At 60.1% G+C, this 14,635-nt stretch carries 8 protein-coding genes; 6 read left to right on the forward strand and 2 right to left on the reverse strand.

Going from position 1 to position 14,635, the window contains the following annotated elements; all coding sequences use genetic code 11:
* Window positions 1-87: 87 nt before the first annotated feature.
* Window positions 88-987, reverse strand: coding sequence for a zeta toxin family protein (locus ACWNZ1_RS22100; protein WP_256454174.1), 900 nt, complete (start codon window positions 985-987; stop codon window positions 88-90).
* Between the two features lie 334 nt (window positions 988-1,321).
* Between ACWNZ1_RS22100 and cobG the strand changes: the two genes are divergently transcribed.
* The 5 genes from cobG (at window position 1,322) to ACWNZ1_RS22125 (ending at window position 12,962) form a co-directional block, all read left to right on the forward strand.
* Window positions 1,322-2,641, forward strand: a complete 1,320-nt coding sequence (cobG, locus tag ACWNZ1_RS22105) for a precorrin-3B synthase (protein ID WP_406550202.1) — start codon at window positions 1,322-1,324, stop codon at window positions 2,639-2,641.
* The gene (locus ACWNZ1_RS22110) at window positions 2,634-3,260 is read left to right on the forward strand and encodes a precorrin-8X methylmutase (protein WP_047227378.1); all 627 of its coding nucleotides are present in this window, start codon (window positions 2,634-2,636) and stop codon (window positions 3,258-3,260) included. Before cobG ends, ACWNZ1_RS22110 begins: the two co-directional genes overlap by 8 nt.
* Window positions 3,257-3,991, forward strand: coding sequence for a precorrin-2 C(20)-methyltransferase (locus ACWNZ1_RS22115; RefSeq protein WP_256454176.1), 735 nt, complete (start codon window positions 3,257-3,259; stop codon window positions 3,989-3,991). Before ACWNZ1_RS22110 ends, ACWNZ1_RS22115 begins: the two co-directional genes overlap by 4 nt.
* On the forward strand, window positions 3,991-5,685 hold the full coding sequence (cobJ, locus tag ACWNZ1_RS22120; RefSeq protein WP_256454177.1) for a precorrin-3B C(17)-methyltransferase: 1,695 nt from the start codon (window positions 3,991-3,993) through the stop codon (window positions 5,683-5,685). The genes ACWNZ1_RS22115 and cobJ overlap by 1 nt, the downstream gene beginning before the upstream one ends.
* 221 nt (window positions 5,686-5,906) lie before the next feature.
* Window positions 5,907-12,962: a TcdA/TcdB catalytic glycosyltransferase domain-containing protein gene (locus ACWNZ1_RS22125; protein ID WP_280944652.1), complete on the forward strand. Its 7,056-nt coding sequence runs from the start codon at window positions 5,907-5,909 to the stop codon at window positions 12,960-12,962.
* Here the strand turns inward: ACWNZ1_RS22125 and ACWNZ1_RS22130 are convergent, their stop codons facing one another.
* Entirely contained in the window at window positions 12,963-13,559 is a 597-nt protein-coding gene (locus ACWNZ1_RS22130; RefSeq protein ID WP_003186248.1) for a MarC family protein, read from the reverse strand.
* Window positions 13,560-13,811: 252 nt separating this feature from the next.
* On the opposite strand from ACWNZ1_RS22130, the gene ACWNZ1_RS22135 reads away from it, so the two are divergent.
* Entirely contained in the window at window positions 13,812-14,621 is an 810-nt protein-coding gene (locus tag ACWNZ1_RS22135; protein WP_256454179.1) for a hypothetical protein, read from the forward strand.
* The last annotated feature ends 14 nt before the right edge of the window (window positions 14,622-14,635 follow it).

Here is a 14,635-nt window from a genome sequence, read left to right on the forward strand (position 1 = left end):
CTCGAATGGATGGGGTTGGTCGGCGGGCTTATCCCACAGTCGACCGGGCCGCCATCATACCGTGCCCCTCCGAAGGTTGGGTCGGCGTTATCGGTATACGTACCTGAGGATATAACTGTAGAGATCGTGATAGAGCGAGTCGGGCACCGGTGTGGTGGATATCTGAGCGGCGAGCAGAGCCTGATGACATTCCTTGACCATTTCTTCGCGGTCTTTCAATTCGTAGAGAGGGCGACGAGTGGTTTTTTCAAAAAGGCTTGCATAATTTTGCTGGTCCCCGGTTAGGGTCAAGGTTCCCCCCGCGTCCCTGGTATAGGTGCTTTGCGCGCGTAGTTGTCGTTCTTTGAGCGCGCCAAACCCCCGCTCGTAGAAATAGAACCTCGAACCGCTGACTGCTTGAGCGGCCATCTCCAGCGCCGGAAGGGCCGCTTTGGCGAGGTCCAGGCTTGCGTCGAGCATCGGCACGGTGACGAACCTTTCCATTTCCCCCGCCTGAATGCTTTTAAACGCTCTCTTGATGCTGGACAAATGAGCGAAGTCCTTGCAGCAGGCGACGACATGCGTTTCGAACTGATAACCGACCGCCGTTGCCAACGGAGGAAAATCTGCAAAACCCTGACTGTCGAACGCGGCCTCCATGATGATGTTGTATTTTTGGGTGAAGGCCCTCTCGAAGATTTTCTTGCCGATGTCCCGAATGAATGCTTCGGTGTGCTCATAAGCGTACAGGATGCCTTTTTCCATCAATTGCTTGTAGTAGGGATGTTTTTCTCGATACTCGGGCAGGTACAGCCGGACATAATTATTGTAGCGCCCGGAGGGCAGCAGGTTTTTTTCCAACAGGTAGGTTTTACCCGAGCTTTGGAGGCCCGCGACAACAAGTATTTTGGGGACCGGCTCGGCGGTGATGTCGTTGAACAGTGAGAGGGCGATCTCATCGAATGCTGCTGTGAGCTGTTGGGGGGTGTAATTCTGAGTTTGTGACATATCCTGATTTCCTTATCGAAGATGAAGTGACTGCCCACTGAATACAGCGGTTTTTCGCTGCTGGTTCAAGTGCGAATGGATTTCAAGATATCTTTTTGTTTTTAAAGGTAAAAATTCTTACGATGCGAAGGTGCACGCGCTACGCTCAGTTGCGATTCGGTGAACGGAAAACATCCATTGCGAGCGAGTTCGCACGACCTTTTAGAAAAGGGCGCGCTTGGCAATTCAACCCATTGTCAGCAATCCGACCAGCAAGCTTTTCATGACCCCCGGCAAAGCAGGCATAATGATGACCCCTCGCCGTCGTGGCGTTTTCTTACCTGCCGGTCCTGCCTTGAGCGAACGTCCATTCCCCAGCGTTGTACGCCCCTCCGGTTGCCCGGGGTTGCTGCGTGTCGTCCAGGCGCTGGACGGGGGGATCTGTCGGATCAAGCTCAATGGCGGCGCCATCCTGGCGGATCAGGCCGACGCCGTGGCCTCTGTGGCCGGGCGGTTCGCCAGTGGCGTGATCGAGGCGACCAACCGGGCTAACCTGCAGATCCGCGGGATTGGCCTTGGCCACGAGGCCCTCATCGAGCCGTTGCTGGCCGCCGGGCTTGGCCCGCGCAACCCGGCCGGCGATGACGTGCGCAACCTGATGCTCAGCCCCTCGGCCGGGATCGACCGGCAGATGCTGTTCGACACCCGTCCATTGGCGGAGCAGATCCTCTTCACCCTGCAAACCCACGAGCGCTTCCATGAGCTGTCGGCCAAGTTCGCCGTGCAACTGGACGGTGGGGAAGCGTTGGCGATGCTCGAACATCACCACGACCTGTGGTTGTCGGCGCTGGTCCGTGATGGCGAGCCTTGGCTGGCCTTCGGCTTGGCCGGTTGCCCATTGGATAAACCGGCGGGCAGGGTGCCCCTGGCCCAGGGGCATGCCTTGGTGGTGGCGGTGCTGGAACTGTTCCTCGACCTGGCGCGCCCGGACCAGATCCGCATCCGTCACTTGTTGGCTGAAATCCCCACCGATGAATTCATGACCCGATTGGCCCGCCGCGTGCCGCTGCAAACTTGCCTGGATTGGCAACGGGGCGGGGCCAACGACGGACTGCACATCGGCGTTCATCCCCAGCATGACGATCGCGTCTACGTCGGCGCGGCGGCGCCCCTTGGCCGACTCGATGCCGGTATGCTGCGGGAGGCGGCGCAATTGGCGCGGGAGAAGGGCGACGCAAGCCTTCGTTTCACCCCTTGGCAAAGCCTGCTGCTGCCCAACGTGCGCCGCGAGGACGCCGACGAAGTGCTGGCGCGGCTTGAGGGGTTGGGCCTGTTGTGCTCGGTCGATCAGCCCCTGGCACAACTCATCGCCTGCACCGGTTCCAGTGGCTGCGGCAAAGCCCTGGCCGATACCAAGGCCGATGCCCGCCGACTGGCCGAGCTGCTGCAACGCCAGGGTCATGCCCTGAAGGTCCATCTATCGGGTTGCCCGCGTTCCTGCGCGGCGGCTCATATCGCGCCTGCCACCTTGCTGGCGGTCGCCCCCGGTCGTTACGACCTGTATTTTCGCGATGCCACGCTGCCGGGTTTCGGCGCGTTGCAGGCACACAATCTGACTATTGAAGCGCTCGGCCACTGGCTCGACGCTCGCCCCCGGAGCCCCCTTGATGCTTGATTACATCCGCGACGGTCAGGAGATCTATCGCAACTCCTTCGCGATCATTCGCGCCGAGGCCAACCTGGCGCGCATTCCGGCCGACCTGGAAAAACTCGCGGTGCGAGTGATCCACGCTTGCGGCATGGTCGAGGCCGTCGATGGCCTGCAGTTTTCCGAAGGCGCGGGCACGGCGGGGCGCCAGGCGTTGGCCGCGGGTGCGCCGATCCTGTGCGATGCGCGGATGGTGTCCGAAGGCGTGACCCGGGCTCGGCTGCCGGCGAACAACCCGGTGATCTGCACCTTGCGCGACGAGAGCGTGCCGGCGTTGGCCCTTGAACTGGGCAACACCCGTTCGGCCGCCGCCCTGGAATTGTGGCGTCCGCACCTGGAAGGCAGCGTCGTGGTCATCGGCAACGCGCCGACCGCGCTTTTTTATCTGCTGGAAATGCTCGACGCTGGCGCGCCGAAACCGGCGCTGATCCTCGGCTTTCCGGTGGGCTTCGTCGGCGCCGCTGAATCCAAGGCGATGCTGGCGGCCAACAGCCGTGGCGTGCCGTTCGTGATCATGCAAGGCCGCCTCGGCGGCAGCGCCATGGCCGCCGCGGCCGTCAATGCCCTCGCCACGGAGATTGAATGATGCAGCAGCCTGGACGTCTGATTGGCCTCGGCGTGGGCCCCGGTGACCCGGAACTGATTACCGTCAAGGCCCTGCGCCTGCTGCGCGAATCGCCCGTGGTGGCGTACTTCGTCGCCAAGGGCAAGAAGGGCAATGCCTTCGGCATCATCGAGGCGCATTTGCAGGAGGCGCAGACCTTGCTGCCGCTGGTCTACCCGGTCACCACCGAAGCCCTGCCGGCGCCGTTGTCCTATGAGCAAGTGATCGCCGATTTCTACGACACCGCCGCCGAACAGTTGGCCGTGCACTTGGATGCCGGGCGCGACGTGGCGGTGATCTGCGAGGGCGATCCGTTCTTCTACGGCTCCTACATGTACCTGCACGATCGCCTGGCCGAGCGCTATGACGCCGAAGTCATTCCCGGCGTGTGCTCGATGCTCGGTGGCGCCTCGGTGCTCGGTGCGCCGCTGGTCTATCGCAACCAGAGCCTGTCGGTGCTCTCCGGTGTTCTGCCCCATGAAGAACTCAAGCGGCGTTTGGCCGATGCCGATGCGGCGGTGATCATGAAACTGGGGCGCAATTTCCCCAAGGTTCGACAGGTGCTCCAGGAACTGGGCCTGGACGGGCGCGCGCTGTACGTCGAACGGGCGACCATGGCCAACCAGAAAATCGTCCCGCTGGATGACGTCGAGCCGATGTCCTCGCCGTACTTCTCGCTGATCATCGTGCCGGGCGAACGGTGGCAAGGCTGATGACATCCAAGACAGCGGCCATCGTCATCCTCGGCCCGGGCAGCCTCGCCACCGCCCGGCGGATCCAGCAGCGCTACCCTGATGCCCTGATTCACGGCCTGAGCGGACGGGTCGAGGGCGCGGATCGTTCATACCTCGAATTCGGCGCGACGTTGCGTGAGCTCTACCAACAGGACACGCCGATCATCGCCTTGTGCGCGGCCGGCATCGTCATCCGCACCCTGGCGCCGCTACTGCTGGAAAAAGGCGTCGAGCCGCCGGTGCTGGCGGTGGCCGAGGATGGCAGCGCCGTGGTCCCGCTGCTGGGCGGCCTGGGCGGGGTGAATGTCATGGCCCGGGAAATCGCCGCCGCGCTGCAAGTCGCCCCGGCGATCACCACCAGCGGCGAATTGCGTTTTGGCACTTGCCTGCTCAATCCGCCGAGTGGCTACAGCCTCGGCGACCTGGAGCAAGGCAAGCGTTTTGTCTCCGATCTGCTGGCCGGTGAATCGGTGCGCATCGAAGGCGCCGCGCCGTGGCTGGATCAGGCGCAGTTGCCTGAGGATATACAGGCACGGCTGGCGATCCGTATCGACAGTGCTGCGGGAACACCAGCGGCGGATGAGCTGCGGATTTATCCGCGCAATGTGCTGGTGGCGTTGAGTGCAGGGGCGTCGGCGGACATTGGCACGATCCTGGAGGAGGCCGGCCTCGCGCCGCAGTCGCTGGCGTGCCTGTTGGCGGCGGACAGCGACATGGCCCGTCCTGAGTTGCACGAAATGGCTTCGACCTTGGGTGTGCCGCTGCGTTTTGCCGCAGCCAATAGCAACCTCGAAACGTGGTTGAGCGACGTCCTCGGCCAACCGGCATCGCTACAGGTCATGGGCAGTCATGCCATCGCCGTGACCGAGCAACCCCTCGATCCGCAGCAGATCGGTCGCCCGCGCGGGCGCCTGGCCGTGATCGGCCTCGGCCCGGGCGCTGCGGAGTTGATGGTGCCGGCGGTGCGCGCCGAACTCGACCGTGCCACCGATGTACTGGGCTATGAAACCTATGTGCGCATGGCCGGGCCCTTCCGGGGCGATCAGGTGCAGCACTGCACCGACAACCGCGAAGAAATGCAGCGGGCCCGACACGCCTTTGAACTGGCGGCCCAGGGGCGGTCAGTGGTTGTGGTGTCGTCCGGCGACCCGGGCGTGTTCGCCATGGCTGCCGCCGTCCTGGAAGCATTGCATGAGTCGACGGATTCCCATTGGCACAACGTCGATTTGCAGATCCTGCCGGGTGTCTCCGCCTCCCTGGCCACCGCCGCCCAAGCCGGTGCTCCGCTGGGTCATGACTTCTGCGTGATGTCGCTGTCGGACAATCTCAAGCCCTGGTCGATCATCGAGAAGCGTCTCGACCTGGCGGCCGAAGCCGACCTGGCCCTGGCCTTCTACAACCCGATCTCCCGTTCCCGGCCATGGCAGTTGGGTCGGGCGCTGGAGATCGTCGGGCAACATCGCACGGCGCAAACGCCTGTGGTGCTGGGGCGCGATATCGGTCGTCCGGGGCAGACGTTGCGTGTCACCACGCTGGGGGCATTGACCCCGGATCAAGTGGACATGCGCACCATGGTGCTGATCGGTTCCTCCACTACCTGCGTGTTCCCTCGCGCGTCCGGCGCCAGCTGGGTCTATACGCCTCGCTGGTATGGATCCAAGCCAGCCTCCTGAATGAGGGCGGCCTGCCTGGCCGCCCTGTTCGATTGCAACTCTCGATTCTCGTCATTGAATCTTGAATCTTTGAAATGCATTGAAAGCCTTCCTGTTTGAGTTGTTGGGTTTTAGGCGTTAGTTTGTCTGCCTTCTATCGTTTCTTAATTCTGCCTGGTGCGGCGGTGGATCTTTATTTATTTTAGTCTTGCTATTATTCAAGTTGGACGAGGAGTGTTTTTATGCAGGATGCAGAAGTTAAAAACAGCGACGGCCTGGTAAAGTTCATCAGTCTTTTCAAGTTGTCAGATCTTGAACAGGCGTTGTCGCCGTATAAAAAAAGCGAACAATACGAGGCGGTCCTCCGTTATTACTTTGCCTGTATCGCTACGCCGGAATCCCACAGGCTGCTCGAACCATTGGGGCTTTTGAAACAGACGCTGGCCCAGCTATTGGGCAACCGCAGGGTCAAGCGTAGCCAGGACGGGCGTGTGTCTGGTCCCGCCGGGGCTGGTGTGGATCTGGCGCAGATATACGACAAAATCGAGCATCACGAAGCACGCCTTCAATTCAGTAGCGAGCAAATGAGAAAGTTGCCAGCGGAGGTGCCCAAGACGTTGCACTTCGTCTGGCTCGGTGGCGGACTTGGCGACATCCAGCGCGATTATCTCAATGTATGGCGACAGGTGTTGGCACGGCACGGCTATGCCCTGAATCTTTGGTATGACAGTGATGCGTTACTGGCGTGGCAAACCAATAAGCTTATTGTCGAAGCCGCCAAGGCCGATGTCTTTTTACATGATGTAGATGAGCGTATTGCCGAAGTTGATCTGGGTGCCCTGTATAACGAACGGGCCATTGTCCTGAAACAACAGATGCAAGCCCATATCAATGCCGCCGTGGCGAAGGGCGGATCAGCCGACGAAGCCCGGCTGGATTTACTGACCCGCGCCTATGGTCAGGATGCGCAAGTGCTGCGCCAACAGTTGGAACGCAATCGTCGCAGTATCCTGGGCATGGACGGCTTCAAGTTGCGTGACCTTGCTGCCGGTGCAGTTTCGTTGCAGTTGCAGGATGTCTATGACCGGGAGATGCGGTTGCTGGGCAATATGGCGTCGGCATCGGATGTCGTGCGCGCGGAAGTCCTGTTTGCCGAAGGTGGCGGGTATACCGATATCGACCACCTTCCGCCGTTATCGGCAACCCTGGGCGGAGTCGACATCAGCGGTTTTGGCCATGATGCCCGTCTGGGGACCCTGCAATTACTGCTGAACGAGAATCCCGAATGGATGCCCGGCCGCCAGGCTTCCTCCCGTTATCGCGCGCATATTCCCGCCGAACATCTGCCAACACTGGAAGCGTTCGCGCGAAGCCGGCCAAGCTTGAGTGAGGTCTTCGAGTTGCCGGCGCAGCGGTCGGCCCGACCTTTCGCGTTGCGTGCCCTGAGCATGGAACTGTCGTTATCCAATGCATTTCTGATGGCCCATCCGGGCGCCGAGATTCTTCAAAGCGTGATCGACCGTCTGCGCTCCAACTACGAGTTGGTTGACGCGTCGGTCCAGTTGGCTGCCCAGCGCGATGTCGCATTGAGCGACGTTGCCGGCATGTTGACCCTGGTGGAAGAAGTATTCGAAAAAAACCATGGGCCGCTGAGCCGCCTGCCGATGGGCGAAGTGCTCAGGGCGATAGCGCGGATATCGGGCGTAGCGACCCACTTCGGCGACGGCATTCGCTTCGAAAGCGAAGGAACTGTCCATCTGACGGGGCCCGGCGCCATGCGCGACGGCATGGCCGACTACGCGAATGCGCACTTGAGCGCGGCAGTTGCCAAGACTTTGCACGAGGAGGCTGGCGTTGCCCCTTATCTGACGGTCAATGGCGCCACGGAAGAGGAGCAGGATCACTCCTGGAAAGAGAATGGAAACGATCCCGAGAAATGGGTCAGCAATGAGCAGGCGCGTTGGCGCGAAGGTCAGTACAAGGCCCGCTACAAGGGCGATATCGCGCAGTTGCTCAAGCATTCGACGATTGAGTTTCAGCAGGGATGGCCGCTGATCGAAGGGCGCGCGGTGCTGCTGACCGATGTGCTTGAGCGACTGGTCGAGGGGCTCGGCGAGCCATTCATCGAGGCGATGAGGCAGGGGCATGACGGTGAGATCCGCTTCGAAAAGCCGCTGCCGCTGAGTTTCGATGATCGCGAGCTCATCAAGAGTCAGGCGCCCGACGCGCTTGTTCCGGTCTTCCTGAGTGACAAAAAAATGCGCGACCAGGGGATCGATGAGGTGCTGAGTGACATCGCCAATGGCTCTCGTCGTTTCATTGAAGCGAGTCCTTTGCAAAGACTGGCACTGGGCGTGTTGTTGGGGCTGGATTCCCTGGACAACCCACATTTCAATGCGGCCACCAGTGAGCTGGAGAACCTGGCCAATGGCGTCGCCGAGCAGGGCGTTTCCGGGCGTTACGCGGTCATCGAGCGCCAGTTGTACAAGCGCAAGGCCGCGAGGTTCATGAGTGGCCTGGGGAGTGATCCGACGTACGCGTCGATGCCATCCGACAGCGCTTTGGAACTGAAAAAAACCGCCTTGAAGGAGGCGCGGACCCTGTATCAATGGGGGCGGCATGTCGGGCGGATCCAGAAGGTGGCCACCCTTGAGCACCGTATCCAGGTCATCGAGCGGTCAGGGCAATTGCTTGATGGGTTCGGGCATAACGGTGTGCAGATGGTTCCCCAGGATTTGCTGCTCAACCGCGATGGCGAAACGATTGGTGGGCGTTGCTATCCCCTGGCGCTGGTGATGAGTGCGGCACTTGCGCAGGGTGATGCCGCCTCCGGGCACTTGCGCGAGCGCTTCTTTCTGGCGGTGCTGGAGCCGGGGCAAGACGATTCCCAAGGCTTTCTACAAGCGTTGGAAGAGCTGCGAGACGTACCGATGAGTGACGTTGGTCGCACGCTTGGACAGGCTAGCCTCGATCAGGTCACCGCCGCTCTGGAGAAACACGCCGGCCCGCGTACGCTGATGCTCAACTCTGACAATCATTCGATGCTGGTGGCCAAGACCGTCAGTGCGGAACGCGCCACCTATCATTTTTTCGACCCCAATTTTGGTTTGTGTAAATTCGAGCAGCCGGATGCGTTCCGACGTGGTCTGGAGCATTTTTTCCAGAAAGAGGGCATGGCTCGTTATTACGCCGCCTATGGCAGCGAAGCTCGGCCTGAATTCGATCTGATCGACCTGCAAAGTGAAAAGGTCGCGGCCTGGCAACTCTCCGATGGGTTCACGGTCAAGCACCTGCTGCAACCCGGGGCTTTGTCCGGACCGTCGCAACGCCCCATCAGGCAGCGGGTGGCCAACGCACGTGGGCAATCGCTGCAAAGCAATCCTCGACTGGGTAGCTGTCTGCTGGCGCTGGATGGCCATTGGTGGGGCCAGCAGATCGAGCAAGTGACGACCCATCTTCAGCAAGCCAATCAGTTGGCGCCGCACCTTGTGCCGTTGTTCGAAACCCTGGAGGTCATGTCGAACGGGTCGTACCGGATGAACCTGATCGATCCGCAAAAGCCTGAGCAGTTGGTACGGATCGTGACCGACGACCATCGACTCCTGCGGATAAAGAACTACCTCTCGGAACGCTTTTCGGTCCTGGCCAACAGACCTTCCGTGCCGAGCGATCCGACCGAGGTGGGCAGCGTCCACACCTTGAACGCCGGCTTCGCCATACAAGCGCTGATGAACGCCTTGCGGAGCCGAGAGGGGCCTGAGCGGCCATTGAGCCTGGCGGTCCGCTTGCATGCCTATGTCAATTACGCGCAATGGGTGCATGGCAACGTGGCCGATATCGCCGGCCTGGTCGGCCTGGTTCGACAGGCACTGGCCCAGGAGAAACTGATTGCCCGTACCGTCGCGCCAGTGGTCAAGGCGGCAGTGGGAAGCAGCGTGAGCGAAGCGACCGGGGGATTGCTGCAATTGGCGAATGTCGGATTCGACATCTACCAGTTGTCGGCTGCACAAACCGAAGTCGAGCGCGCTCAGTTCGGTACCCAACTGGCGTTCGACTCGGCCAGCCTGATGTTGTCGGTGGGTGCCTACGCCGTCGGTGCCACCACCGCTGGAGCATTGCTGGGCGGTGCTGCCGTGATGCTGGGCGGGTTGGCGGTGGGAGTGGCGGCACTGGCCCAAGGTTTTGCCACCATTGCCGAAGAAGCCAAGCAGGTCGGGCTGTTTTTCGATGAGGTGGCAACCGCCCATCTCCAGCCCTATCGCCCTGATGCCAGCGGTGGTGCATGGCTGCCGCGTTCGTCGCTGATCGTTCATACACTGGACCTGACCCGCGCCGAGCTGATGCTGGACAGCCCCAAACTGTATCCGTTGCGCGATCATTTCGGGGTGCCTACCTTTGATGACGATTACGAGCGGGCGATCGATGTCCGTCGGTATCTGAATCTACCGGGGCGAGCCAAATTCGCGCCGCCCGCGGGTTCAGTCATCGTCCTGCCCTGCACACCGCAAACCTGTTATCGCTACGAGTACAAGGCATTACCCTTCGCCAGACTGCGCCATGACACCGGGTTCGACACGGCGCGGCGCCTGGAGAAAAAGACCGCGCAGAGAGGATGGCTGTTTCTGTTTTCCTTCTACTCGTTCCCCAGTGACTACATCCTTTATCGCCTGGTCCCGGATTATCGACCGACAGCGATCAAGGTGTTGCTCGATGGCATCGATCGCTCTCTGGTGGTGCCCGTGCTGCCACCGGATTGGCACGGAAAAATCACCTATGAGATCCAGGGTGCCGGCAAGCGCTGTGCATTGGTGCTCCATCCCGGCGTGAGCCTGACCCTCGATACGACGCGTCCGTTGAACTCGAGTTGGGTGTTGGACGCCCCTTGGGCCCAGGAGAGTGATATCCGGATCGAGCGTTACGCAAGACTGTTCATCGGTGACGTTCAAGTGACGCTCAGTGGATCGGGGCGTCATGACGTGCTGCTGCGGATCAGCCAGGATCAAGTGTTCAAGATGGAGGCGGGCAAGCTCGTGGTTGTCGAGCAGGAGGTGCCTGCGAGCATGGATCGGCAGGCGTTGCAGGAGCACTTCCAGACCCTGGCCAGGCAGCACCGCCTGGTGATGCCGTATACACCGGTTCATCGTTACCTGGTGCCGTTCGAGAAGCCGGACGAACCCCGCTACGTCACGGCCTGGTATGACGCCAAGGACGACCGTTTCCTGTTCATGCGTGACGAGTTGCCGGGCGTCGATGAAGCGGTGCTGGGAGCGGTGGCGGGCGGTTCCTGCTATTTCTACGACCCGCAGAATCTGATCATCTGGCAAGCCGACGCGGTCACCGGGCTGCTGAGCCATCGCTATTGGTTGCGCAGCACAAGGAATGTGACTGCCACCATCCAGCGTGTCGAGGCGGATGCGCAGGGGGTGATTCATGTCGTACAGCAAATCACTCGCGAGGATCAGACCTACGATGTACTGGTGTATGTGATTCATGAGGGGCAATTGCTGCTCAGTTCAGTCACGCGCGATCTGGATCCGGCGTTGGAGTCCATTTTCAGCGCCAGCGAGACACTGGCCGACTGGTCGCAGGTCTTGGGCAGCGATTACCCCTTTGTCCCGTATGTTCGCAACGAGGACAGCTTTGCCACCGTCAATTGGCAACCGGCGCCCTTCGTTTCGGTCTGCTGGAAGAGTGAGGCGCAGTTACGGGACATGGCCTGGGTGCGCGACAGAGACGGCTTGATCATTCGTCCTTCGTCCAGACCCAACCAGCACCGTGGCTGGGCCGATTCGATCAAGAACATGACCGATCTGACGCTGCTCACGCTGGCCGACGACAGTGATATGTTCGTGGTTTATGACCGGCTCAGAAAGGAACTCTGTCGTAGGCAGCGAACCTTGGTCGCGGGCAAAGGGCAGTGGTCCAACAGATGGTTGCAGTCCGACAAGCTGGAGGATGTGATCGCTGTCGAGAGTGGATACGTGGCGCTGACATCCGATGGCCGGTTCTTCAACCTGACGAGCCTGGGCGATCTCGAGCTGGGCGGCGTGAACGAGGCATGGTTCAAGGATCGGGTGCATTGGTGGTTGGCGTTGGAGTCGCTGGCCCGGCAATACGCGAGCGAGTGCTTTGCCCTTATCGGTTTGAGCAACTTCAATGACGACGCCAAGTTGTGTGCCTGGTATGTCGGCAACAGGCTGTTGCTGGCTGAACTGGGGCACGCCAAGGAAGTACGCCTGCTCGGCGCCACCCCGGATGGCGAGGCGGCCTGGTTATTCGATGTTTCGAGTGGCGAAGTCTATCGCCAGGCTTTTATCGATCCACAGAAGTTGGCGGCGATATTTGGCCAGGGCTCACGCGTGCTGCAGGCTGATGCATTGCCCCGCGCGGAACGTGAATGGGCGCCCTGGCAGTTTGTCGAGCTGAAGGCCGAAGGTGTGGGGCTGCGTGGCGTGACATTCGAGGGGGTGGTGCTCGCGTTACGCGACCAGGAGCCGGCGTTGATTACCGGTGTCACTCGTCAATGGGTGGTCGCACAGGATGGACGGGAGCAAGAGGGGCTCAGGCTATTGGCGGCCCAGCCGTTCCATAGCGCACTGCTGTCGGTGGAGGAGCCTGAGAGCCTGAAGTGGTTCGTCGCCAGGACCGGGCGTGTCATCCGGGTTCCCAGGGCCGCCATTCCGGAATCCTTCGCGTTATTGGGAACCCAGCGGCAGACCCAGGTATTACTTCATGAAAGCAAGAATGGACAGCTGTTGACCTTGCCCGGCACGGGGCAAATGGGACCACTCAGTTATGTCCAGCGTGAAGGCGAGGTGCTGGTTGTCGAGGGCCAGGAGGTGAAGATCGATGATCTCCTGGCGCTGATGCCGGACGATGTCACGACCCTGATCCTGCGCATGGGGCAAGGCGCGGTGAGTTACCGGCTGTCAAGAGCGGCCTGGTTGCGGGTCAAGTCGGTCATCCTCGACTGCCGACATTCACTGGGCAGCGCGGTGACAATCCCCGGCAAATTGATCTGGGACCTGGATGAGCCTGACCCGTTGTTGCTCAGTCGCGTCCATGAACACCTGGTGATCATTGATCCAGACAGTGGGCACAGTGTGATTGTTCGCGAGGTGTATGCGGCAGATATCAACTTGCGCGGGGAAGTCCTGCTCAGTTTTGGCGGGAATCGGCATTATGCCGTTTCGACCCTGATAGAGCGGTTGGATGCCTTGCCGGATGTCCAGGGCGGCGTCACGCTCAAGGCGTTGTCGAACGTGTCGTCTGTGGTGGAAACCAATGAGGTGGGTTGATTACGGCACCAGATAGCCCTTGACCCCGGTAAAGATGATCTGCGCCGCCAGCGCGCAGACAAATAGCCCCATCAGGCGACTGACGATCTGCAAGCCCTGGTCGCCCAGAATCCTCTCGATGCGGCTGGACAGGTACAGCACCACGCCGACGGTGAAGCTGGCCAGGGCGATGCTGATGATGGCCATGAGCTTATCGTCCCAGTGCGGTTGGCTCACGCCCATCACCAGCAGGGCGCCGATGGTGCCGGGGCCGACGGTCAATGGAATGGTCAGCGGGACGATGGTCACGTCCTGCTGCACGTTGTCGGTCTGGACCGCCGACTTGCCTTGGGCCATGCCCAGTGCCGAAATGAACAGCACGCTGCCGGCGCCGATACGGAACGCGTCCACGGTGATGCCGAACACGCTGAAAATCACCCGCCCGAACAAGTACAGCAATACGCTGGACACCAGCGTCGCGGTCGCGACCTTCCAGGCCAGGCGGCGTTGTTCCTTGCGTGAGTAGCCGCGAGTCAGGCCGATAAAACACGACAACACGAAGAAGGGGCTGTAGAGCACCAACATCTTCAGGTAAACGCTGAACAGCACATGGAGCATGGTCGAGGCTCACGACGAATGAAATTGGCGTGGAGTTTATCAGGCGCCGGGGTGCCTGTCGGCTTACCGTGAGCGTTTTAAGTGCAGAAAAACTTCTCTTTATTGTGGCGATGTTGTTTCAGGAGGGCAGGGGGTTTTTAGTGTCGCAGGTATTATGTGTGGTTACAGTTTTGCGCTTGTTGTTCGGGGCTGGATTACGTCATTTTGTGCTTGGGATCCATGGAGGATCTTAATTGAATAAGGGAACTATGTATGAGCGTTAACTTTGATTCAGTTGTAACGTTGACGGACCGTCTTGATCGCCTGAGTAATTATGATGTCACGTCGGACAATGTTGTTGTTTCTTCGCGTGCCGCCAAGGTGGGTTTAGTTGGGTTCAATGAGACTGTCGAAAAACCCGACCGTGCTTCCATTGTCGGGGACAGTATCCTGGCATTTGTATCGGGCATGACGGAGCAGAATCAAGCGGATATTCAGCACTCCTATCTGTTTGCATCGTTAGTGGCTAACAGGCAGTACCCGCGGGACGAACAGGGTAAAGAGTGGTATCAACTATTTCTTAACGTCATGCAGGATTGCGGCTGGACTATTCTGCAACGGTATTACGACACGGTTGCGGCTTCCGGCAAGAGCTTCCAAATGGATCAGCTGGCGTTGAAAATTCTGGGTTCGGCCGTGGCCGCAGCTACTGTTCCCGGCCCAACCTCAATGCTGATGCTTAAAGTGGCCGGTGATGCAATAGCTGCGCTGCAAACCGGTGGTAAACCGCTTCGGGTTTTTGATCAGAACATCAGAGACTCCGGTGCGGGAGGATTTGGTGTGGCGGCCTGCCACGAAACTCCGGACGGCGAAGTTATTCTGGCCCTGGGCGCCGTGCGCTTCATCAATCGGACCAATCAGACCAAAGTTCTGTTTGTGGACTGGGACAGCGGTTCGGTCGATCTGTATCGCGGCGAATGCCATATGACCATGGTACCGGCAGTTATTAATCGTACCCGAGCCACGATAATTGCCAGGTTGGGTGATCGTGCGCAGAAAAGAATCGAAGAGTACGAGATCTGATCTCTTGTGAACTT

The sequence above is a fragment of the Pseudomonas sp. CFBP 5748 genome, assembly GCF_053850495.1.

What these genes read in the sequence shown, in the direction of transcription:
- ACWNZ1_RS22135 (WP_256454179.1), top strand. Translation starts at nt 13,812, where the DNA reads ATGAGCGTTAACTTTGATTCAGTTGTAACGTTGACGGACCGTCTTGAT.
- ACWNZ1_RS22130 (WP_003186248.1), bottom strand. Translation starts at nt 13,559, where the DNA reads ATGCTCCATGTGCTGTTCAGCGTTTACCTGAAGATGTTGGTGCTCTAC.
- ACWNZ1_RS22100 (WP_256454174.1), bottom strand. Translation starts at nt 987, where the DNA reads ATGTCACAAACTCAGAATTACACCCCCCAACAGCTCACAGCAGCATTC.
- ACWNZ1_RS22115 (WP_256454176.1), top strand. Translation starts at nt 3,257, where the DNA reads ATGATGCAGCAGCCTGGACGTCTGATTGGCCTCGGCGTGGGCCCCGGT.
- ACWNZ1_RS22110 (WP_047227378.1), top strand. Translation starts at nt 2,634, where the DNA reads ATGCTTGATTACATCCGCGACGGTCAGGAGATCTATCGCAACTCCTTC.
- cobJ (WP_256454177.1), top strand. Translation starts at nt 3,991, where the DNA reads ATGACATCCAAGACAGCGGCCATCGTCATCCTCGGCCCGGGCAGCCTC.
- ACWNZ1_RS22125 (WP_280944652.1), top strand. Translation starts at nt 5,907, where the DNA reads ATGCAGGATGCAGAAGTTAAAAACAGCGACGGCCTGGTAAAGTTCATC.